This window comes from Noviherbaspirillum phoenicis (assembly GCF_047237965.1).
Taxonomy (GTDB): Bacteria; Pseudomonadota; Gammaproteobacteria; order Burkholderiales; family Burkholderiaceae_D; genus Noviherbaspirillum_A.
Genome location: NZ_JBDFLX010000001.1, coordinates 3,275,396 through 3,297,631, shown reverse-complemented (window position 1 = coordinate 3,297,631; position 22,236 = coordinate 3,275,396). Strand labels below are relative to the sequence as shown.

Sequence of the window (22,236 nt, the reverse complement as noted above, 5' to 3'; positions counted from 1 at the left end):
AAATACAGCCATATGGACGCGCAAGGAAAGCCCGGGTTCGTGGATTTGCTGACGCACTACGCTTGGGTTGTTCAGGCGCAAAAGCGCCCGGACTTCATTTCAGACCATGCCCAGGATGCGGCCTATCTCCGCGATATAAGGACTGTCCTTGAGCACTTCATTTTCCACCGCCGCCGACATGCGCTGGAAGGACGAGCGTGCCGAATGCATGTCCTCGTCGGTGGCAGCGCGTCCGGCGGCAGCATTGAGGGTTGTACGCAACACCTCCAGTTCGTGCCGCAGACGCTGCACCTCCTCACGATTGGGCGCCCTCTCCAGCTCTTGTTCCAGATCAGAGACCAGGAGGTTAATCCGTTCAAGATTCATTTGCGCACCGGTAGACGCACTGTTTGCGCCCATGTTTTCTTCAGTCATAAAACCTCCCGTTGGGGTGATGAATGCATGGAATCGAAGGCTGGCTGGCAGGTTTCGCCAGCCGGATCGGCGTCAGGATCCGTCTGCATTATAGGCGCAAGCAAGGGCTTGCCAGATGGCCGAAAGGGTGGCTGCCGGGAGTAACGAGATGCCCATCAATGAATGCTGCAAGCTCGACGTGGTCTGCTGCGACCCGGAGCTCTCCCTGCCTGACACGGCGGCGCTGATGCGCAAGCACCATATCGGCGACGTGATCGTCGTGGAAACGCGCTCGGGGACAAGGACGCCGGTGGGCATCGTCACCGACCGCGACATCGTGGTGGAGACCATGGCCCTGCAACTTGACGCCACCTTGTTTACCGCCGGCGACATCATGAACACGCCGCTGGTGACGGTGAAGGAAAATGCCGGCTTCGTCGAAACCCTGCGCCTGATGCGCACCCACGGCGTGCGGCGCATGCCCGTGGTCAGCGAGAACGGCGCCCTGTACGGCATGGTGACCGCGGACGACATCGTGCGGCTGCTGGCGCTGGAGCTGTCGCTGATCACGGAAGCCATGTCCGGCCAGATGGCCCACGAGCGCCGGCTGCGCAAGTAAGCGCACCGGCAGGCACAGCGCGGGCAGCGTCAGGCGCTGCCCTGGCTGGCCAGGATCGCCGCCACCTCGTCATCGTCGACAGCGTCGAAGTTGTCATAGAACTGTCCGACCGCCGCGAAGTCCTCGGGCGCATGCAGGCACACGACCTCGTCGGCCAGTGCCTGCACCTGGCCCAGGCTGTCGGGCGCGGCCACCGGCACCGCGCAGATCAGCCGGGCCGGCTTGCCGGCGCGCACCGCATGCAGGGCGGCAATCATGGTGGCCCCGGTCGCGAGACCATCGTCGACCACAATCACGGTTCGGCCGGCCGGATCGACCCTGGGCCGCAATGGCGTGTAGCGGTCGCGCCGCTGGCGCAGCAGCGCCATCTGGCGCGCGGTCTCATGCGCGATATAGGCGTCGTTTGCGCCGGCAGCCGCGGCCAGCGGCGAGCGGTACACCCAGCCGCTTTCATCCACCGCGCCAATCGCATATTCCTCGCTGAACGGCGCGCCCAGCTTGCGCACCAGGACCACATCGAACTCCCCTTGCAGCTCGCTGGCAATGCGCTGTCCCATCGGGACGGCGCCACGCGGTATGGCCAGCACCAGCGGCCTCGCGTCCCGGTAACGGCGCAGCGATTGCGCGAGCTGGTGCGCGGCATCATCGCGGTCGTGAAAGCGTCGTCCCTGCTTTCCCTGCTTCATGGCGATTGCGGGAGCCCGAGCTCCATGCTGAAAATTTCAGCATAGCCAGCCGGCGCAGCAAGGGCCTGTGCCAGATCAAGCGCCCAAGTGCCGCAGGAGCGCATGCAGATCAATTGATTTCGACATCGCCGAACTTATCGGCGGCAGCGGCGCCAAACAGCTTTCGATCAGCTGATCGGTGTTGACGAAGACAGGCGCCCTCAGGGAGCTGGCGCCGGGCCAGCTCCTTCGCGTTCCCTGATGAACTGCAGCGTGCGTTCCCGGGTGGGGATCGCCGCCCGACCGCCCTTGCCGGTGCATTTGAGCGCCGACACCGCGCTGGCAAACCGCATTGCCGTATCCACCATGCCGCCTTCGGCAATGGCCAGCGCATAGGCGCCGTGAAATACATCGCCGGCGCCGGTGGTGTCGACCACCTGCACCGCAAAGGCTGGCTGCCGATGCACGCCGGCTTCATCGATCCACAGGACGCCTTCACGTCCCCTGGTCACGGCCGCGACCCGGCATCCAAGGCCGCGCACCCGCTGCAGCGCTGTCAGGCGCGCCTCGTCGCTGTCGGTTGCGCCGCCGGCAAAGGCGCGCAATCCCGGTTCCGAAAAAATGGCATGGTCCACCAGCGGCAGCAGCGCGCCAAATACCTCGGCGCTGGCGATCTCGCCATCGAGCACCGTCGGTATGCGATGCGCGCGCGCCGCGGCGAAACAGGGCGCCGCCGCCTCCGGCCAGCGCACGTCGCCATGCAGCGCATCGCAGCCGGCAATCTGCGCCAGCGGCAGCCAGCCGGGATCGGTATCGAGTCCTTCGCCGCGAAAGTTGACGATCATGCGCTCGCCATCGCCGCCGACCATGATGCCCGACACCGACGACCTGGCATCCGGTATCAGCCTGAACTGGCTGACGTCGACGCCATAGGCGGCCATTTCCGCCAGCATCACCCTGCCCGCGCTGTCGTCGCCGGCGCGCCCCCAATAGGCACATGCGCCGCCCAGTCTGGCTACGGCCACCGCGGCATTGGCCGCCATGCCGCCGCCGAGTTCCAGGTAATCATGTGCCGGAAACTTGCCGCCGCCCGACGGCAGACGATCGATCAGCCAGACCCGGTCCAGAGTGGTGTTCCCTACGCAAATCAGTTTGGGCTGCATCACATTGCTCACACGATGAGAGGCAGTCATCATGCAGGCGCGTTGCGCGCAAGGCAAGCAACGCCGGCCTTGATTCGGCGCAATGCCTTTTGCAGCGGCGCAGGCGTAGGCTGGCATCTCGACCCGGCATGGAGCATGCGATGGCTTACAAGGTGATCACCGTCTATCTCGACCATTCGCCGCTACTGGCGGCAACGGTGGCGCTGGCCGCGCACATCGCCATCGCGCAGGGCGCGCACCTGATCGGCGCGGCATCGGGTGCCGATCCGCAGGCGCCGGAAGCCTTGCAGGTATTTGACAGCGCAATGCGGCGCGCCGGCGTGGCCTCGTTTGCAACCAGGGTGCTGGAAGGCGACCTGGCAGCGACGCTCGGCGAGAGCGGACGCTACTGCGACCTGATCGTGCTCGGCCGTCGGCCGGCGGACGATCCGGGTGCGGCCATGCATGTCGACTTCTGCGAGTTCGTTGCCAGAAACAGCGCCTGCCCGGTGCTGATCGCGCCACTCGGCGCCCATGTGCATGGCATGCCGCGCCAGCCTCTGCTTGCCTGGAACGGCAGCCGCATCGCCGCAAGGGCGGTGCATGCCGCCTTGCCGCTATTGCATCAGGCAGGCAAGGCCACCGTGGCGGTAGTCAACTCTCCTGTCGGCGTGCCGGATCAGGAAAGCGCGCCGGGAGCTGCCATTGCGCTCTATCTGCGTCACCACGCCGTCGCCGTCGACCTGGTGCAGCAAACGGTGGATGTCGATGCCGGGCATGCGCTGCTGGCGCTGGCCGAGGCGCGCGGCAGCGATCTGCTGGTGCTGGGCGCGAATGTCCATCCGCAGTTCAGGGATGTGCTGCATCAGGGAACGACGCGCACCGTGCTGGAAGCCGGCCGCATCGCCGCGCTGCTGTATCGCTGAGACGCCTTTAGCCAGGCGGTTCGAGAATCCGGCGCAGCAGGCTGTCCATGCGCTGCCAGTGGCTACCCTTCCAATAGACGCGGGCGCACACATCGCAGCGCCGGAACGTCTGATGCAGCGCGCGCACCTGCGGCGGCAGCGCTGCTTCCACCTCGCTCTTGTCTACCGGATGCAGGGGCGCATTGCAATGCAGGCACAGCGTGAAAGGTCGGGCCTGCCGCGCCAGACTATAACGCGCCAGCACCTGCTGCGCCTGCGGTTCCGCCTTCAGCGCGCGGACATAGCAGCCATGCATGATTTCCTTGCGGATCAAGAGGTCGCGGTCGCGCGTGAGCACGATGCGCTGCTGCTGCGCAGAGATCGCCGCGATCTCTGCGTCGTGAAAGGCATTGTCGTACAGCGTATCGAAGCCAGCCATGCGCAGCAGACGGGCCAGGCCGCCGAGATGGGCATCGGCCACGAACAGCACCGGCGACGGCGGCGGCGGACTGCCGGGAAAGACGTTCGCCTGGTCGCCCTCCTGCAGCATCTGGTCGAGCCCGGCGGCGACCGCGTTGATCTGCACCAGCCCGACCTCGGTATGCGGCACGCCCAGCGCTTCGATCATGTGCTTGGCGGTGGCGGCGCGGGCGCACGGCGTGGCGAAGGCCCGATGGCGGCGCGTCGCCGGCAGGAAGTCATTGAGTTCGTCGTAAAAATGGAAAGTCGCCGTGACCATGACGCTCAGTATCGCACTCGCTGCTGTGTGGCGGCGACGCCGCATGCAGGCTGCTTGCCCCGGCGCAGAGCCATTGCGGGCCGCCGGCTGCTATCCTGTGCGCCCGGCATGGAGAGCCCGCCACCGTGCTCCTTGCGCTCATTTTCAGGATTTTCAGGAGAAAAGATTGCATCTTGAACCGACCCCACCATTCCCCGACCTCGCCGCATTTCCCGACCTGCTGGATGGCTTGCCGGGCATCAGGCTTGCAACGGATGCCACAGGCCAGGCATTCGTGGCCGCCCAGGGCGCGCAAGTGCTGTCCTGGCGCCCGGGCGACGGACGGGAACGACTTTACCTGTCGGCCGCCACCGGTGGCCTCAGGCACGCCGGAGAGAAAGCGGCCGCCATACGCGGCGGCATGCCGGTCTGCCTGCCGCAGTTCTCCGATCGGGGCCCGCTGGTCAAGCATGGTTTTGCCCGCAACCTGCCGTGGACGCTTGCCGAGTGCAGCGACGACACCCTGGTCCTGACCCTGCGCGACGACCAGGCCAGCCTGGCGCAATGGCCGTACCCTTTTCTTGCGACATTGACCGTGCTCCAGGAGCCGGACAGCCTGGAAGTGCGCCTGTCCATTGCCAATACCGGCGACCAGCCGTTTGCCTTCAGCACGGCGCTGCACACCTATCTGCGGGTGGATGACATCCGCAACGCCCGCCTGCTTGGGCTGCAGGGCGTGTCCTACCAGGATGCGACCGACCATTGCGTCGTCAAGACGCAGCAGGAAGCGCAGCTGGCCATTCCCGGCGAAGTCGACCGGGTCTACATGGCGCCGCCTGCCAGCCTGCAATTGCTTGAGCACGGTCATGCGCCGCTGCAGATCAGCCAGCAGGGCTTTGCCGACACCGTGGTCTGGAATCCGGGTCCGGACAAGGCCCGCTCTCTGCCGGACATGCCCGACCACGATTGGCAGCACATGCTGTGCGTCGAGGCTGCCTGCGCTGCGGCGCCTGTTACATTGCCCGCCGGCGCAATCTGGCAGGGCAGCCAGCGCTTGAGCCTGGCTTAGGCGCTGGCAGGTGCCAGGCACGGAAAATAGCCTCCGATGCGTTCCGGCGCCGGTCTTGCAGCGGCGCACATCTGCCCCATCTGCAAGATTTCAATGAGGGCGATCCGGTTCGATGCTGCGTTTTCTGTCGCTGTTCCTGCATGGCTTGATTGCCTGGCGCCTGCTGCCCGAACTCGGCCAGTGGCCGGTGTTGTCGGCGGCGCTGGGCTTGGCGCTGTTGAACTCGGTGCTCCTTATGCCCATGGGTATCGGGCTGGCTTCCCGGCTGGCCGGCCTCGGGCACCGCACAACCCGCCTGGTCACCTGGCTGGCATGGGCAGGCATGGGCTTTTCTTCCACGCTGCTGATCCTGACAGCCATTCGGGAGCTGACCCTTCTGGGCATATTCGCAGTCGATCTTGTCTGGCCGGGATGGCTGGACCTGGCTGCCTGGCGCCGCCAATCCGCGCTGGCGGTTCCGGTGCTCGGCTTTCTGATCACTCTGCTTGGCTTTTCCAATGCGCGCCGCACTGCCGCGATAAGCCGGGTAAGCATACCGGTCAGGAACCTGCCGCCTGCGCTGCAGGGGTTTCGGATCGTGCAGATCAGCGATATCCATGTCGGGCCGACGATACGCCGCGATTATCTGCAGCGTATCGTCGCGGCGGTCAACCGCCAGCAGCCCGATATGGTGGCGATCACTGGTGATCTGGTCGATGGCAGCGTAAGGGAACTGGCGCCGCACGTCGCGCCGCTGGAGGATCTGGTGTCCCGCCACGGAAGCTATTTCGTGACCGGCAACCATGAGTATTATTCGGGCGCGCATGCCTGGATTGCCGAATTGCGCCGCCTGGGCATCGAGGTCCTTCTCAACAGCCACGTTGTGCTGGAGCACCAGGGCGCGACGGCGGTCGTCGCCGGCGTCACGGACTACAGTGCCGGCCATTTCGACTCTGCGCATCGAAGCGACCCGCATGCAGCCATCGCCGGTGCGCCATCCCATGCGGCAGTCAGGGTGCTGCTGGCACACCAACCCCGCAGCGCGCCGGCGGCGGCGGACGCGGGCTTTGATGTGCAGTTATCCGGCCATACCCATGGCGGCCAATTCATGCCGTGGAATTTCTTTGTCAGGATGCAGCAGCCCTTTGTCGCCGGGCTGCACAGGCTGGACAGGCTGTGGGTGTATACCAGTCGCGGCACTGGTTACTGGGGGCCGCCGAAGCGGTTTGGCGCGCCGTCCGAAATTACGCTGATCAAGCTGGTTGCCTGCTGAATTGGCCGGGCATTTTCAACCCTGCGGCGCTTGCATGCCTGATGCAAAGCGATGCGGACGGATCGTTCTGGCAGCGATGTTCGATGATGATCTTCAATAGCAGCGACCCGACAATGCCTGCAATAAGCAGAAGCACCATCAATTGGATAATGGTCAGCCCCTTTTGTCTTTTCACCATGATTTCGGATTTGTGGATTGAAAAACTGCGCTGGCCGCCCTGAGTGCTGAAGCGAAGCGTAGAAACCGCGATGATACCGGCTCCTGGACATGGTGTATGCAGGCACCCAAAAAATCGGATACGGCATGCGGCTTGTAAAGAAATATTGTTTTTGAGCTGAACTTGCAGCACTCGCCAGCGACGTTCATCAGGCAAAAGCACGTATTGAAGGTAAAGACAGTAGCCTGACCATCAGTTATTCATCTTTGGTATAACTGGTATGGAAACAGGGAATTTCGTTTAGTGAAGGAAATTGCTTATAGTTCTCCTTGTCTCCTCCAGCCTCTCAAAGGATGGATTTACCCGCTGACCTGGTCAGCGGGTTTTTTTTCGCCTATCGCTTTTCACATCACATTGCATAGCTTGATTGGTCCATAAGCTTGGGCAATGGATTAAATCCATTTGGACAGCTCGGCCCCGGCATGCGATCCGTGGTTCGGCTTTGCGCCAGCATATAAAAGCAAAACCCGCGGTCTCAGCGACCGCGGGTTTTCTGTCTTCTCAGCTACCCCATTGGATATGGATTTTTGTGCGTGGATAATGCAATAAACTGCATGTTTTGTCTACCGCTAGATGAACGGTTTTTAAAAATAACGAGCAAAAGACGTCTGAACACGGTACTTCACATCAAGAATTTCGTTAGATCATGTCCTGACTGAAAGACACTTGGCGAGCCTTGCCTGAGGAAGCCGAACAATTGCTAAATGAGACATGCTTTCGTACTTAAAATCCCACATGGCTTATTCAATAAGTTATCAGGCATGAAGTTCGACCTACAACAACGGCAGGCGAGAATTCCATGTTGTATTCTGTATGTAATTTAAAATTAACATTGGAGAGGTACTGATACTCATGCTGCACTGCATGTAGACATAACCGGTTAATGCGTTCAATATCTGCTTTACAAAAATCCATACCTAGTGGGAAGCGATGAGACAGGGAAGCCCGCAACCGTTCCGGTTGCGGGTCTTCTTTTTTGAGAGTCCGGTAAAGCTGCCTACTGCTGAGTCATCACGTCGTCGAATCGCGTCTTGTGGCAGCAGTTTTTAAAGAGTAGATCGCGTTGCTGCAGCCAATATTTACGAATCTCTCATAAGGCATGTAGTCGGAGAGGCTGCAACTAGGTAGGCTAATGGCAGTCCACGGTTGATCTTGGTGGCTGTTGCCAATGCGCCAATACCTGAGTAAGGCGCACTGTACCCAATACACTTGGCCAAAGGCACGGTAACGATAAAAGCCTAAAAACAAGGTGCTCCGCAAGGCAACGGACTGAGGTCGTTACTTTACGTAGAACTCAAGTTATATCGGACACTAACCGATAGCAGGAAAATAATAATCCCTTGAAACCCGGTTGGGCCTTGCCAGAAAGTCAGCTTACCCTGAACTTTTCCTTATCTTTCCCTTTTAGCCAAGCCGGCATACGCCCGCGCCCGGACCAAGTGTTTCCAGATTCATCCTTGAACTGGACATTAAAGAGGGAAACAGCTTTGTTACCTTTTCGGCGTCCCGAGCTTTCAATATCCTGGATAGTGATACCGTAATCGTTCATCAGGCTCTTGATTTGGGCAATTGCACCGCTAATCTCCCTTGAACGAACCTCTTCAGCGTCTTGCTTGAGTTTAGCGATTTGATCTTGCAGTTCTTTAAACGTTGCCATTGGCTAAAGTCCTCAAAAAGATAGGCAACAAGGCAGGAACGACTTGTTGTGGGTGGAGACTATCCCATAAATAGACTATTGACAAGCCTGATCTTTATCGAAACCAAACCTGCCTTTTTTCAAAAATCATGATATTCGTCAGCGTGCTCATGGAGGCGCAACTCGATGATAAGTCGGATTGGTTATAGACCCGTTCAGCGACATGCGGAATCGAATAATGAAACTGTAATATTGAGTTGCCGAAGGCGGGACGCCAGATAGGCAAACCATCTGCATTAGCAAACAGAATAGTCGTAATTCGAATATCTTGCTGTTGAAGCGAGAAATAGATATTAGAAGTGCGCCTAAACCGGTACCCGTCTGTATGACTGGACGCCCCGAAGTAAGCCAATACATGTATCGGAAAGTCGTGCCAGCGTTTCGTTGCAGCCCGGAATCGCCCTTTTGGTTCGCGAGGCAAATTTTCAAACGCTAAAAACGTCAACCAACGAATTAACTTTTTTAAAAGGCGCCGAAAGGTGGGTGATAGGTAATGACAGGCCGCCCTATTTCGATAAATTCCTTTGGATGCAAGTCCGCGCGCGTCGCTAGCTAGAAGCTCAAATGTATAAATTAGGCGATTCCTTCCTGGAAGGCAGTTTCGGAAAATGCCGTCTAGTCAAAAACCTTCGACGCCTATAGACGTTACACGGAACCCGGCTTTATTCGATACATCCGTTGCCATTGCGTTTTGCCAGTTTGAAGCGCTCTACCGTCGCAACGACCGACACGCAAAACCAAAACTAAGACCCAAGCCGTAAATCTTAAACCCCAGCCCCAAAGCAAAAACCCCCGGCGCCTATTGGCGTCGGGGGTTTTCTAATAACAGCCTGACGATGACCTACTTTCACACTGGTTGCAGCACTATCATCGGCGCAAAGTCGTTTCACGGTCCTGTTCGGGATGGGAAGGGGTGGTACCAACTCGCTATGGTCATCAGGCATGACTTGTCGGTTGTCTGTCGCGCTGCCGGCTTCTCGCCTGGCACACGCCACATCCAACCCAAAGGGAAGAAGCAGCCACATTGCTCCCGCACTTGGCAGGGGCAATGCAACGATCAATGTCTTGTCTTGCAGGTTGTGAGTATCGAACGTCACGCACCACACAGCGCCGCTATGCACCATCAAGGTTATAGGGACAAGCCGCACGGGCAATTAGTACTGGTTAGCTTAACGCATTACTGCGCTTCCACACCCAGCCTATCAACGTCCTGGTCTCGAACGACCCTTTAGGGGAGTCAAGCTCCCGGGAAGTCTCATCTCAAGGCGAGTTTCCCGCTTAGATGCTTTCAGCGGTTATCTCTTCCGAACTTAGCTACCCGGCAATGCCACTGGCGTGACAACCGGTACACCAGAGGTTCGTCCACTCCGGTCCTCTCGTACTAGGAGCAGCCCCCTTCAAACTTCCAACGCCCACGGCAGATAGGGACCAAACTGTCTCACGACGTTTTAAACCCAGCTCACGTACCACTTTAAATGGCGAACAGCCATACCCTTGGGACCGGCTACAGCCCCAGGATGTGATGAGCCGACATCGAGGTGCCAAACTCCCCCGTCGATATGAACTCTTGGGAGGAATCAGCCTGTTATCCCCAGAGTACCTTTTATCCGTTGAGCGATGGCCCTTCCATACAGAACCACCGGATCACTATGTCCTACTTTCGTACCTGCTCGACTTGTCAGTCTCGCAGTTAAGCACGCTTATGCCATTGCACTATGAGCACGATGTCCGACCGTACCTAGCGTACCTTCGAACTCCTCCGTTACACTTTGGGAGGAGACCGCCCCAGTCAAACTGCCTACCATGCACTGTCCCCGATCCGGATAACGGACCAAGGTTAGAACCTCAAACAAACCAGGGTGGTATTTCAAGGTTGGCTCCACCGCAACTGGCGTCACGGTTTCAATGCCTCCCACCTATCCTACACAGATTGGTTCAAAGTCCAATGCAAAGCTACAGTAAAGGTTCATGGGGTCTTTCCGTCTAGCCGCGGGTAGATTGCATCATCACAAACATTTCAACTTCGCTGAGTCTCGGGAGGAGACAGTGTGGCCATCGTTACGCCATTCGTGCAGGTCGGAACTTACCCGACAAGGAATTTCGCTACCTTAGGACCGTTATAGTTACGGCCGCCGTTTACTGGGACTTCAATCAAGAGCTTGCACCCCATCATTTAATCTTCCAGCACCGGGCAGGCGTCACACCCTATACGTCCACTTTCGTGTTTGCAGAGTGCTGTGTTTTTATTAAACAGTCGCAGCCACCAGTTTATTGCAACCCCGTCGCCCTTCTGGCGCAGGCCAGTCAAGCTACCAGGGCGTACCTTATCCCGAAGTTACGGTACCAATTTGCCGAGTTCCTTCTCCCGAGTTCTCTCAAGCGCCTTAGAATACTCATCTCGCCCACCTGTGTCGGTTTGCGGTACGGTCTCGTGTGACTGAAGCTTAGAGGCTTTTCTTGGAACCACTTCCGATTGCTTCGCAGCATAAAGCCGCTGGTCTCGACCCCTTGAATTACGTCCCCGGATTTGCCTAAGGACCTTCTACAAGTCAAGAACCGGGACATCCAACACCCGGACAACCATTCGCGATCCGTCCCCCCATCGCATCACACGACGGTGCAGGAATATTAACCTGCTTCCCATCAGCTACGCATCTCTGCCTCGCCTTAGGGGCCGACTCACCCTGCTCCGATGAACGTTGAACAGGAAACCTTGGGCTTACGGCGTGGGGGCTTTTCACCCCCATTATCGCTACTCATGTCAGCATTCGCACTTCTGATACCTCCAGCATCCTTTACAAGACACCTTCGCAGGCTTACAGAACGCTCTCCTACCATATGCACAGTAATAAATTACGTACATATCCGCAGCTTCGGTGACTGGCTTAGCCCCGTTACATCTTCCGCGCAGGACGACTCGATCAGTGAGCTATTACGCTTTCTTTAAAGGGTGGCTGCTTCTAAGCCAACCTCCTGACTGTTTTAGCCTTCCCACTTCGTTTTCCACTTAGCCAATCTTTGGGACCTTAGCTGGCGGTCTGGGTTGTTTCCCTCTTGACGCCGGACGTTAGCACCCGACGTCTGTCTCCCAAGCTCGCACTCATCGGTATTCGGAGTTTGCAATGGGTTGGTAAGTCGCGATGACCCCCTAGCCATAACAGTGCTCTACCCCCGATGGTGATACTTGAGGCACTACCTAAATAGTTTTCGGAGAGAACCAGCTATTTCCAAGTTTGTTTAGCCTTTCACCCCTACCCACAGCTCATCCCCTAATTTTTCAACATTAGTGGGTTCGGACCTCCAGTACCTGTTACGGCACCTTCATCCTGGCCATGAGTAGATCACTTGGTTTCGGGTCTACACCCAGCGACTGTCGCCCTGTTCGGACTCGATTTCTCTACGGCTTCCCTATGCGGTTAACCTCGCCACTGAATGTAAGTCGCTGACCCATTATACAAAAGGTACGCCGTCACGGAACAAGTCCGCTCCGACTGTTTGTATGCACACGGTTTCAGGATCTATTTCACTCCCCTTCCGGGGTTCTTTTCGCCTTTCCCTCACGGTACTGGTTCACTATCGGTCGATTACGAGTATTTAGCCTTGGAGGATGGTCCCCCCATGTTCAGACAGGATTTCACGTGTCCCGCCCTACTTGTCGCAAGCCTAGTTCCACAACCATGATTTCGTGTACGGGGCTATCACCCGCTACGGCCGCACTTTCCAGAGCATTCCACTATCACGACTGCTAAATCTTGCAGGCTGATCCCATTTCGCTCGCCACTACTTTGGGAATCTCGGTTGATTTCTTTTCCTGCAGCTACTTAGATGTTTCAGTTCGCCGCGTTCGCTTCGCATACCTATGTATTCAGTATGCGATGACCTAAAAGGCCGGGTTTCCCCATTCGGACATCTGCGGATCAAAGCTTGTTTGCCAGCTCCCCGCAGCTTATCGCAAGCTACTGCGTCCTTCATCGCCTGTAATCGCCAAGGCATCCACCATGTGCACTTAGTCACTTGTCCCTATAACGTTGACCTCTGGAGTTGCCTCCAAAGACGTCATAGGCAAGCGCTGTGTTTCATTTGATGCATGTTTGTTTCGATACAATCACAACCCAGCAATGTTTGCTAATCTGCTTACCGCCAGATTAACGCGCATTGCGAATTACATTGATCTTTACTACTTCTTCCACTTTGTTAAAGAACGAATACAGCCTTCTTGATCGCAATGATCAAACCTAAATCGCATGCCTAGCTCTTTGGCCCGCACTGACTTACGTTTGTACCTTGCTGCCGTCATGGTCAGAGAATGGTGGAGGTTGACGGGATCGAACCGACGACCCCCTGCTTGCAAAGCAGGTGCTCTCCCAGCTGAGCTAAACCCCCATGGGACTTGCCATGACTTCTTTACTGCTGCTTAACTGGTGGGTCTGGTTGGGCTCGAACCAACGACCCCCGCGTTATCAACACGGTGCTCTAACCAGCTGAGCTACAGACCCTCGCACACGCTGCACGACTGCCGCATGTACCGATCACTTCATGACCTGACGGTGTGTTTTGACTGTTCTTCATTTTGCCTACAACCGATAAGTGTGGACACCCAACTGCGTGCATATCTCTAGAAAGGAGGTGATCCAGCCGCACCTTCCGATACGGCTACCTTGTTACGACTTCACCCCAGTCACGAATCCTACCGTGGTAAGCGCCCTCCTTGCGGTTAAGCTACCTACTTCTGGTAAAACCCGCTCCCATGGTGTGACGGGCGGTGTGTACAAGACCCGGGAACGTATTCACCGCGACATGCTGATCCGCGATTACTAGCGATTCCAACTTCATGGAGTCGAGTTGCAGACTCCAATCCGGACTACGATACACTTTCTGGGATTAGCTCCCCCTCGCGGGTTGGCGGCCCTCTGTATGTACCATTGTATGACGTGTGAAGCCCTACCCATAAGGGCCATGAGGACTTGACGTCATCCCCACCTTCCTCCGGTTTGTCACCGGCAGTCTCATTAGAGTGCCCTTTCGTAGCAACTAATGACAAGGGTTGCGCTCGTTGCGGGACTTAACCCAACATCTCACGACACGAGCTGACGACAGCCATGCAGCACCTGTGTGCAGGTTCTCTTTCGAGCACTCCCTGATCTCTCAAGGATTCCTGCCATGTCAAGGGTAGGTAAGGTTTTTCGCGTTGCATCGAATTAATCCACATCATCCACCGCTTGTGCGGGTCCCCGTCAATTCCTTTGAGTTTTAATCTTGCGACCGTACTCCCCAGGCGGTCAACTTCACGCGTTAGCTGCGTTACCAAGTCAATTAAGACCCGACAACTAGTTGACATCGTTTAGGGCGTGGACTACCAGGGTATCTAATCCTGTTTGCTCCCCACGCTTTCGTGCATGAGCGTCAGTGTTATCCCAGGGGGCTGCCTTCGCCATCGGTATTCCTCCACATCTCTACGCATTTCACTGCTACACGTGGAATTCTACCCCCCTCTGACACACTCTAGCCGTACAGTCACAAATGCAATTCCCAGGTTGAGCCCGGGGATTTCACATCTGTCTTGCACAACCGCCTGCGCACGCTTTACGCCCAGTAATTCCGATTAACGCTCGCACCCTACGTATTACCGCGGCTGCTGGCACGTAGTTAGCCGGTGCTTATTCTTCAGGTACCGTCATTAGCTCCGGATATTAGCCAGAACCGTTTCTTCCCTGACAAAAGAGCTTTACAACCCGAAGGCCTTCTTCACTCACGCGGCATTGCTGGATCAGGGTTGCCCCCATTGTCCAAAATTCCCCACTGCTGCCTCCCGTAGGAGTCTGGGCCGTGTCTCAGTCCCAGTGTGGCTGGTCGTCCTCTCAGACCAGCTACTGATCGATGCCTTGGTAGGCTTTTACCCCACCAACTAGCTAATCAGATATCGGCCGCTCCACGAGCATGAGGTCTTGCGATCCCCCACTTTCATCCATAGATCGTATGCGGTATTAGCTAATCTTTCGACTAGTTATCCCCCACTCCAGGGCACGTTCCGATATATTACTCACCCGTTCGCCACTCGCCACCAGACCGAAGTCCGTGCTGCCGTTCGACTTGCATGTGTAAGGCATGCCGCCAGCGTTCAATCTGAGCCAGGATCAAACTCTTCAGTTCAATCTCTGTTTTGTGCCATTGCTGGCAGGTTCCGAAGAACCGTCGCTCACTCAAAATACTGACAGATCGATTCTTGCGAATCGTTCTACTTCTTTGTTGTGAGCACTTGCTTAATAATTTGAGCATCCGGCGTTGCCGCCGGCGCACTTCATCAAGTGCCCACACTTATCGGTTGTTGGTTGTTAAAGAACCGGGCAATTCAGTCTGCTGCCAGCCGCCCCGAGGGACTTGCCGGCTGCTGCGAAGCGTTGTGTTCGTCAGCAGCAGAGAAAGCGATTATGCGGTGTTTGGAGCCTGTCGTCAACACCTTCAACGATTTTGTTCCAAATTTTTTTCGGTCTGTGTGGCGCGGCTGGCTGGGATCGAACCAGCGACCCTTGGCTTCGGAGGCCAATACTCTATCCACTGAGCTACAGCCGCGTTGAGATACCGAAACAGGCGTGCAGGATACCGCCTTTCTTGTGCGCCGTCCATGGATAGCCGGGTTTTTCGTGCCAAATCGGTGATGTTAAGTCTATAATCAAGGGTTTGGCGAGACATTGCTTTGCGGCATGCAAGGTAGCAGCGTCGGGGCGCTTCGCCGCAGATTTCGAACAAATCGTACTTGAGGAAATAATGAGCGACGCACATAACGAACATCAGTCCGTAATACGCACACCCAAGCAACTGATTGCCGCCGTCCTTGCAGGTTTTCTAGTCCCTATTATTTGTATCGTGCTGCTCGTGCAGTACGTCACCAACCATAACAAGGTTGGCGCTGGGTCCGCCGGGCAGACCTCCGAAGCGATTGCGGCGCGCATCAAGCCGGTGGCGGATGATGGATTTACCTTCCGCGACGTCAATGCACCAAAGCAGCTGCTGGCTGGCGCCGATGTCTATAAATCGGTGTGCGCCGCCTGTCACCAGAGCGGTGCGGCTGGCGCGCCCAAGACTGGCGATGCCGCCGGTTGGGCCGCGCGCATCGGCCAGGGCTACGAGACACTGGTGAAGCATGCCATACAAGGCATACGTGCCATGCCCGCCAAAGGCGGCAATCCGGATCTCGACGACATCGAGGTGGCACGCGCGGTCGTCTTCATGACCAATCAGTCGGGCGCCAACTTCAAGGAACCTGAAGCGAAGGCAGCGCCGGCCAAGACGGCGGATGCTGCGGCGCCCGCAGAACAGCCAGCGGCAGCTGCACCTGCCGCCACGCAGGCTGCCGCAGCGCCGGCTGCCGCTGCCGCACCAGCAGCTACACCTGCCGCTGCTCCTGCCGCTGCTCCTGCTGCATCAGTAGACGCAGGCAAGAAAGTTTATGAATCGGCTTGCGTCGCATGCCATGGCGCGGGCGTGGCAGGCGCACCGAAGTTTGGCGACAAGGCAGCCTGGGCTGACCGCATCAAGCAAGGCTCCAATGTGCTCTACGAACATGCGATCAAGGGCTTCCAGGGCAAGAACGGCATGATGCCGCCCAAGGGTGGCTCCGCCGCTTCGGACGACGAAGTCAAGGCCGCAGTCGACTACATGGCTGCCGCTGCAAAATAAGTCTTGCGCCATTGCCCTGGTAACAAGGGCTGAAAAAACAAAACCCCATCCTGCACAGGATGGGGTTTTTTATTGGACGACGGTTGGCGGAGCCGGCCTGGCGCCTGCCTGGGCCGTGCGCTTATTCACTGAGGCGGTAACCCATTTTCTCGCGCCTGACTGTAATGGCGCGCAGCAGTAGCAGGCCGCTGTCGAAGTCGGGAACGACCGTTACCCGGCCGCCACCCTGGCCATTGCGGCTGCTGCCCCAACTGCGTGTGACACTCCATTGACCGAACAGGTCACGGTCCAGCACCGCGCTATAGAAACGTGTGCGCCAGGTGAACAGCAGCTTGACCGGCTGATGGGCCAGCATGCGTGATCAGGCTACCCCGCCGTGGCGACGGCATACCCGGGCGATGTGCCTGGAACCGTCACGGCAGCGGACCAGCACCCTGCGCTTTCTGGCCTGCTCGGCTTCGTACAGCTGGCGTTCGTTGTATTGCATGGCACGCGGATGCTTGGGCTTGGCGTCGGCGGCGGCCGACTGCGCGTGCGCCTGACCCATGGAAGCGAACAGGAGAAAAGCGGCGAAACCGATAAATTTTGTCATGATGAACTGTGGCAACAAGGTAATCTGGAATGTCGGGCTAGGAAAACCCAGGTAATTACCTGAGCCTGCCGGACCGCCATCTCGAGGTTTCAGCCCGGCAAGTGCTGTATGTTAATACAGCGCAGCATCCAGGGCATCAATTTGTCCAGCGCAGATTTGCAATTTCACCACAACCGCCGGCTTTCGCTGCGGCTGTTCAGCAAGCGGGCCTAGTTCGGTGGCAAATCGAAAACCAAGCATGTCGTAGTTGCATGCGCATAGAGCTTGCCGGCGGCGTCCACCAGGCGTGCCTCGGCCGTTGCGACCTGGCCGCCGACATGGATGGTCCGGCCTTCGGCACGCACCAATTCCACTTTCTTCGTCAATGCGCGCAGCATGTTGACCTTCAATTCCAGCGTGGTGTAGCTCTTGCCGACTGGCATGGCGGTATGAACGGCGCAGCCGACCGCCGAGTCGAGCAGGGTGGCGAACCAGCCGCCATGCACGGTGCCCAGCGGATTGTAGTGCCGCTCCAGCGGCCGGCCCTGGAATACCGCCCGTCCGTAGTCCACTTCGATCAGGGTGAAATCCAGGGTGTCGGTGATCGGCGGCGCCGGCAGTTCGCCGCGCAGCAGGGACTGCATGATTTCCAGCCCGGTCTTGCCGGCGACCTGGTCGCGGCTGGCAACGCCCAGGCGCTGATCGCTGCGGGTGCGACCCGCGCGCAGTTGTTCTTCCTGATGTTTCCAGGCGGCCAGCACGTCATTTGCTTCCATGTCTGCTCCTTGTGATGGTTGGGCTCAGGCGGCCGCTGTCGCGGGCCGCAGGACGGGCGCTTCGCGGATCGGCAGATTGACCAGCGCGGCAGCCAGGGCCAGCGCGATATCGGCGTACCACATCCAGTTGTAATTGCCGTAGGTGACGAAAGACAGGCCGCCCAGCCAGGCGCCGAAGAAGCCGCCGATCTGATGCGACAGCAGGGTCAGGCCGAACAGGGTAGCCAGGTAGCGCACGCCGAACAGCTTGCCGACCAGGCCGGCGGTCGGGGGCACCGTGGCCAGCCAGGTGAAGCCGAGGGCGGCGGCAAACAGATAGAAGGTCCAGGCGGTCTTGGGCGCGGCGAGGTAGATCAGGATGATCACCGCGCGGCTGCCATACATGGCGGCCAGCAGGTATTTCATCCGGAAGCGCGATGCCAGCATGCCGGCCGACAGGCTGCCAGCGATATTGAACAGGCCGATCAGCGCCAGCGCCGCGGCTGAAACGCTGGCGGGCAGGCCGCACAGTCCCACCTCGCCCGGCAAATGGGTGACCAGGAAGGCGATATGAAAGCCGCAGGTGAAAAAGCCGGCATGCAGGCACAGGTAGCTGCGGTCGCGCAGGGCCAGCCGCAGTTGCGCTTTCAGGCCGCCGTCCGTACTGGCGGCGCCGGCGTCGCCTTTTGGCCGCGGCGGCGTGCGCAGCGGACGGGCCAGCGGAATGGTGAGCAGGGAACTGGCCGCCATGGCCAGCATGGCGACAACCCAGCCGGCGCTGCTGATGATGGCCTGCACGGCCGGCGCGAAGACGAACTGGCCGAAGGAGCCGCCGGCATTGATGAAGCCGGAGGCGAATGCGCGCCGCTCGGCCGGCAGGCGCTGCGATGCCGCGCCGATCAGGATGGAAAAGCTGCCGGCGCCGGCGCCGGCGGCGCTCAGGAAGCCCATGCTCAGCAGCAGTCCGGCCTGGCTGTGCATGAAGGGCGTGGCCGCGGTGCCGGCCGCCAGCATCAGCGCGCCGATGACGATGACACGCATCGAGCCATAACGGTCGGCCACGGCGCCGAATACCGGCTGGGCGACGCCCCACATCAGCTGGCCCACCGCCAGCGCCAGGCTGATGGAGGCAATGCCCAGCCCGGTCGCGGTGTTGAGCGGCGACAGGAACAGGCCCATGGTCTGGCGCGCGCCCATGGTCAGCATCAGGATGGCGGCGGCGGCCAGCATCAGCATCCAGGCGCTGCGCGAGGCGGTGGCGGAAGTTTCGTTGGAAGCAAGGGCGCTCATGGTGGATTTCCCGAAGTGGAAGAGCAGGGGGCAGGGGGCAGGGGGCAGGGGATCAGGCGGCGGAGGCGGCGTCCGGCAGCACCACGGCTGCGCGCACGATATCCAGGATTTCCGTCGACAGGGCGCTGCGGCCGAAGGCGCGCGCCAGCACGATGGCGCCGACCAGTTGCGCCATCAGCGCCAGCGCACGCTTGCGGCGCTCGGACGGGTCGGCGCCGGGCAGGAAGCCGGACAGCACGCCGATCAGGCTTTCGAGTTCGGCGGCGAAGGCGTGGCGTACCGGGTCGGGCTGACGCGCCACGTCCGGGCCGAGCGCGGCAATGGCGCAGCCGATGCCGGGGCGGTCGCGGTGCTGTTGCGAGAGGTAGGCATCGACGATGCGCTCGAGGCCGGCCGTGCCGCTGCTTTCCAGCGTGGCGCGCCAGCGGTTGGCCGTCTGCAGCAGCGCATGGGTGGCCGCTTCCGCCGCCAGCGCTTCCTTCGAGGAGAAGTGGCCATAGAAGCCGCCGTGGGTCAGCCCGGCTTCCTGCATGATTTCGGCAACGCTGACGCTGTCGAAGCCGCGCTCGCGGAACAGGCGCGAGGCGATGTCGAGCAGCCGTTCGCGGTTGGCTGCCATCTGCTGGCGTGACACCTTCATCTGACACCTCTTTTTTACATGACGATTATCATAATAATCCCGAAACTGCGATGACTGTCAGTTTTTTTGCGTAAGGACATTGGCTGGCGGCCGTACTGGCCCATAGTGAGGGAACCAGCCCACGGCACTGGCGTCTACCAGTCCTTGGGAAACACCCGATCCGCCCATCGTATCCCCGCCGGCGAACCAACATGGACGGAAGCAGCCAGGTATGAACAGAACTGAAGAGACAGAAATATTGCGGGAAGCGCTTGCAGCATCGGTCGGCGACGTAGCGCGGCTGCCCCTGGCCGAGCGCCTGCAATGGCTCGCTGCCGTCCAGGCCAGCCTGACCGCGGCCGAAGACGCAAGCCATGCACTCGATATCGCGCGCGATGCCGCCTGGCGGCTCGGCCAGGCGCACGGCATCACGGTTGCGCAGCGCGACCACGGCTCATGCCGCCTGCTGCCGACCGCGGGCGGCGACCTGCCTTGCCCGGCGCTGGACGCGATCTGCGCCGAGGCTGCCCAGCATGGCCGCTGCGTGATGATCAATCACCCCGACAGCGCGGCGCTGCGTCTGCCGGACCCGCTGCGCAGCCTGCTGCTGGTGCCGGCCGGCCGCTCGGGTTCACGCACGATCGGCGTGTGCTGGTACCGGCCCTGTCCGGTGGACGAAGACAACCGGGTGCTGCTGGAGATGCTGTGCCGCACGACGGCCGCAGCGCTGGATCAGCTCGACATTGAAACCCGCAGCCGCATGAACGACCAGCGCTTCCGGGTGCTGGTGGAAGGCGTGGCGCAGGCGATCTGGGAAGCGGCGCCGGACGGCGCGGCGGCCATCGATTCGCCGACCTGGCGCGCCTGGACCGGGCAGAGCGTGGAAGAGATGCTGGGCCACGGCTGGATGGACGCGATCCATCCGGAGGACCGGCGCGACTTCGACGCGAGATGGCAGGACATCCGCCAGAAGCGCTCGCCGGCCGACCTGGCGTTCCGGCTGCGCCGCGCCGACGGCAGCTGGAGCTGGACCGACATGCGCACCGCGCCGCTGTTCAATGACGATGGCAGCGTGCAGAAATGGGCCTGCATGAACATGGACATCACCGACCGCAAGTGCGCGGAGGAAGTCCTGCATCGCAGCGAAACCCGCTTCCGCGCGCTGGCCGAAGCGTCGCCGGCGCTGATCTGGCAGCTCGACCCGGCCGGCAACGTGGTCTATCTCAATCCCCGCTACACCGAACTGAGCGGCCGCCCGAAGAACACGCTGATGCATGCCGGCTGGCGCAGCCTGCTGCACCCCGAGGATGCGCCAGCCTACCTGAACGCGCTGTCGGATGCCCGCAGGCTGCGCCAGCGCTTCCAGTGCCGCACCCGGGTGCGTAGCCGCGACGGCGCATGGTGCTGGCTGGAGTCGCATGGCATGCCGTTCTTCACCGGCGATGGGGGCTATGCCGGCCATGTCTGCATGTCCATCGACATCTCCGATGCGGTGGCGGCCGAGAAGGCGCTGCGCGACGCCGACCGGCGCAAGGACGAGTTCCTGGCGACGCTGGCGCATGAGCTGCGCAATCCGCTGGCGCCGCTGTGCAGCGCCATGCCCATGATGGGCCGGCCCAATGGCGCCCGGCTGTCGGACCGGCTGCAGCAGATGATGTCGCGCCAGCTCGACTACATCGTCCGGCTGGTGGACGACCTGATGGACATATCGCGCATCACCCGCGGCCGCATCGCGCTGCGCCGCGCGCCGACGGCGCTGGCCGAGGTGCTGCAGGGCGCGGTCGAAACCAGCATGCCGCTGGTGGAGAGCGCGCGCCACCGCCTCAACCGCACGCCGGTCGAGGCCGATATCATGCTGGACGCGGATGCGGTCCGCCTGACCCAGGTCTTCGCCAACCTGCTCAATAATGCCGCCCGCTACACCAGCCCGGGCGGCCAGATCTGGCTCCATGCATATGAGGAGGAAAACATGGCCATCGTTTCGGTGCGCGACAACGGCATCGGCATATCACCGCAGATGCTGCCGCGGGTATTCGACATCTTTTCGCAGGAGAGGGAGGCGGCCAGCCAGCGCCAGGGCGGCCTGGGCATCGGCCTCACGCTGGTGGCCAACCTGGTCCACATGCATGGCGGCAGCGTCGAAGCCCGCAGCGCCGGCCTTGGGCTGGGCAGCGAATTCATCGTCCGGCTGCCGAAGATGCCGAAGATGGCGCAGGCCGAAGAGCATGACGCCTCCGGGGGCGGCGCGACCGAGGACAGCACCCAGCGGGTGCTGGTGGTGGACGACAATCGCGATGCCGCCGAAACCCTGTCGATGCTGCTCGAATTCATGGGCAGCAAGGCCGTCAGGGTGGCCCACGACGGCCCTTCGGCGCTGGCCACGATGGAGGACTTCCAGCCGGACGTGGTCCTGCTCGATATCGGCATGCCGGGCATGGATGGCAATGAAGTGGCGCGCCGCATCCGCGAGCAGCCGCGCTTTGCCGCCACCCGGCTGGTGGCACTGACCGGCTGGGGCCAGGAAGAGGACAGGAAACGCACCCAGGAAAGCGGCTTCGACCATCATCTGACCAAGCCGGTGGATATCGCGGCGCTGCAGTCGCTGCTATCGCAGCTGTAAGGACAAGCTGCAGGGCGTCTTCCGACGT

The 22,236-nt window shown here is 60.0% G+C and carries 17 protein-coding genes, 3 tRNA genes and 3 rRNA genes; 6 read left to right on the top strand and 17 right to left on the bottom strand.

The features are described 5' to 3' along the window. Positions 1 to 99: 99 nt before the first annotated feature. Positions 100 to 414 carry a hypothetical protein gene (locus ABC383_RS14825; protein WP_413014863.1) on the bottom strand — a complete coding sequence of 105 codons (315 nt, stop codon included), beginning with the start codon at positions 412 to 414 and terminating at the stop codon, positions 100 to 102. A 148-nt stretch (positions 415 to 562) separates the two neighbouring features. Between ABC383_RS14825 and ABC383_RS14820 the strand changes: the two genes are divergently transcribed. Then, positions 563 to 1,012 carry a CBS domain-containing protein gene (locus tag ABC383_RS14820; RefSeq protein ID WP_413014862.1) on the top strand — a complete coding sequence of 150 codons (450 nt, stop codon included), beginning with the start codon at positions 563 to 565 and terminating at the stop codon, positions 1,010 to 1,012. 29 nt (positions 1,013 to 1,041) lie between these two features. On the opposite strand, the gene ABC383_RS14815 is transcribed toward ABC383_RS14820, so the two are convergent. Beyond that, complete coding sequence (locus tag ABC383_RS14815) at positions 1,042 to 1,698, bottom strand: phosphoribosyltransferase (protein ID WP_413014861.1); 657 nt, start codon at positions 1,696 to 1,698, stop codon at positions 1,042 to 1,044. Positions 1,699 to 1,898: 200 nt separating this feature from the next. Then, positions 1,899 to 2,873, bottom strand: a complete 975-nt coding sequence (locus tag ABC383_RS14810) for a sugar kinase (RefSeq protein WP_413014860.1) — start codon at positions 2,871 to 2,873, stop codon at positions 1,899 to 1,901. 107 nt (positions 2,874 to 2,980) lie between these two features. Between ABC383_RS14810 and ABC383_RS14805 the strand changes: the two genes are divergently transcribed. After that, positions 2,981 to 3,745, top strand: coding sequence for a hypothetical protein (locus ABC383_RS14805; protein ID WP_413014859.1), 765 nt, complete (start codon positions 2,981 to 2,983; stop codon positions 3,743 to 3,745). A 7-nt stretch (positions 3,746 to 3,752) separates the two neighbouring features. On the opposite strand, the gene ABC383_RS14800 is transcribed toward ABC383_RS14805, so the two are convergent. Next, positions 3,753 to 4,463, bottom strand: a complete 711-nt coding sequence (locus ABC383_RS14800) for a Mut7-C RNAse domain-containing protein (RefSeq protein ID WP_413014858.1) — start codon at positions 4,461 to 4,463, stop codon at positions 3,753 to 3,755. A gap of 166 nt (positions 4,464 to 4,629) precedes the next feature. Between ABC383_RS14800 and ABC383_RS14795 the strand changes: the two genes are divergently transcribed. Both ABC383_RS14795 and ABC383_RS14790 read left to right on the top strand, forming a co-directional pair. Then, complete coding sequence (locus ABC383_RS14795; protein WP_413014857.1) at positions 4,630 to 5,511, top strand: D-hexose-6-phosphate mutarotase; 882 nt, start codon at positions 4,630 to 4,632, stop codon at positions 5,509 to 5,511. Positions 5,512 to 5,623: 112 nt separating this feature from the next. Then, the gene (locus tag ABC383_RS14790) at positions 5,624 to 6,763 is read left to right on the top strand and encodes a metallophosphoesterase (protein ID WP_413014856.1); all 1,140 of its coding nucleotides are present in this window, start codon (positions 5,624 to 5,626) and stop codon (positions 6,761 to 6,763) included. Here the strand turns inward: ABC383_RS14790 and ABC383_RS14785 are convergent. From ABC383_RS14785 to ABC383_RS14750, 8 genes are all read right to left on the bottom strand, one after another. Next, complete coding sequence (locus ABC383_RS14785) at positions 6,744 to 7,136, bottom strand: hypothetical protein (protein ID WP_413014855.1); 393 nt, start codon at positions 7,134 to 7,136, stop codon at positions 6,744 to 6,746. The two genes, ABC383_RS14790 and ABC383_RS14785, sit on opposite strands and share 20 nt — an antisense overlap. Positions 7,137 to 8,349: 1,213 nt before the next feature. Continuing rightward, a complete protein-coding gene (locus tag ABC383_RS14780) occupies positions 8,350 to 8,637 on the bottom strand; it encodes an H-NS histone family protein (protein WP_413014854.1) in 288 nt (95 codons plus the stop codon). An 867-nt stretch (positions 8,638 to 9,504) separates the two neighbouring features. Continuing rightward, positions 9,505 to 9,617: ribosomal RNA gene (rrf, locus tag ABC383_RS14775) — 5S ribosomal RNA — on the bottom strand. A 192-nt stretch (positions 9,618 to 9,809) separates the two neighbouring features. Then, a 23S ribosomal RNA gene (locus ABC383_RS14770) occupies positions 9,810 to 12,696 on the bottom strand. Positions 12,697 to 12,983: 287 nt separating this feature from the next. Next, positions 12,984 to 13,059: transfer RNA gene (locus ABC383_RS14765), tRNA-Ala, on the bottom strand. Between the two features lie 36 nt (positions 13,060 to 13,095). Next, positions 13,096 to 13,172 (bottom strand) — tRNA-Ile (locus tag ABC383_RS14760). Positions 13,173 to 13,295: 123 nt separating this feature from the next. Continuing rightward, positions 13,296 to 14,826: ribosomal RNA gene (locus tag ABC383_RS14755) — 16S ribosomal RNA — on the bottom strand. The 16S, 23S and 5S rRNA genes sit together here with 3 tRNA genes alongside, the layout of an rRNA operon. 344 nt (positions 14,827 to 15,170) lie before the next feature. After that, a tRNA-Arg gene (locus ABC383_RS14750) sits at positions 15,171 to 15,246 on the bottom strand. Positions 15,247 to 15,441: 195 nt separating this feature from the next. On the opposite strand from ABC383_RS14750, the gene ABC383_RS14745 reads away from it, so the two are divergent. Continuing rightward, positions 15,442 to 16,353: a c-type cytochrome gene (locus tag ABC383_RS14745; protein WP_413014853.1), complete on the top strand. Its 912-nt coding sequence runs from the start codon at positions 15,442 to 15,444 to the stop codon at positions 16,351 to 16,353. 121 nt (positions 16,354 to 16,474) lie between these two features. Here the strand turns inward: ABC383_RS14745 and ABC383_RS14740 are convergent, their stop codons facing one another. The 5 genes from ABC383_RS14740 to ABC383_RS14720 all read right to left on the bottom strand — a co-directional run bounded on the left by ABC383_RS14740 (position 16,475) and on the right by ABC383_RS14720 (position 19,609). Further along, positions 16,475 to 16,708, bottom strand: a complete 234-nt coding sequence (locus tag ABC383_RS14740; protein WP_413014852.1) for a hypothetical protein — start codon at positions 16,706 to 16,708, stop codon at positions 16,475 to 16,477. Between the two features lie 6 nt (positions 16,709 to 16,714). Then, the gene (locus ABC383_RS14735; protein WP_413014851.1) at positions 16,715 to 16,945 is read right to left on the bottom strand and encodes a hypothetical protein; all 231 of its coding nucleotides are present in this window, start codon (positions 16,943 to 16,945) and stop codon (positions 16,715 to 16,717) included. A gap of 209 nt (positions 16,946 to 17,154) precedes the next feature. Further along, positions 17,155 to 17,700, bottom strand: a complete 546-nt coding sequence (locus tag ABC383_RS14730) for a PaaI family thioesterase (RefSeq protein ID WP_413014850.1) — start codon at positions 17,698 to 17,700, stop codon at positions 17,155 to 17,157. Positions 17,701 to 17,724: 24 nt separating this feature from the next. Continuing rightward, entirely contained in the window at positions 17,725 to 18,969 is a 1,245-nt protein-coding gene (locus ABC383_RS14725) for an MFS transporter (RefSeq protein WP_413014849.1), read from the bottom strand. Between the two features lie 52 nt (positions 18,970 to 19,021). Next, a complete protein-coding gene (locus ABC383_RS14720) occupies positions 19,022 to 19,609 on the bottom strand; it encodes a TetR/AcrR family transcriptional regulator (RefSeq protein ID WP_413014848.1) in 588 nt (195 codons plus the stop codon). 211 nt (positions 19,610 to 19,820) lie between these two features. Here ABC383_RS14720 and ABC383_RS14715 point away from each other — a divergent pair, with 211 nt between their 5' ends. Further along, a complete protein-coding gene (locus tag ABC383_RS14715) occupies positions 19,821 to 22,208 on the top strand; it encodes a PAS domain S-box protein (RefSeq protein ID WP_413014847.1) in 2,388 nt (795 codons plus the stop codon). The last annotated feature ends 28 nt before the right edge of the window (positions 22,209 to 22,236 follow it).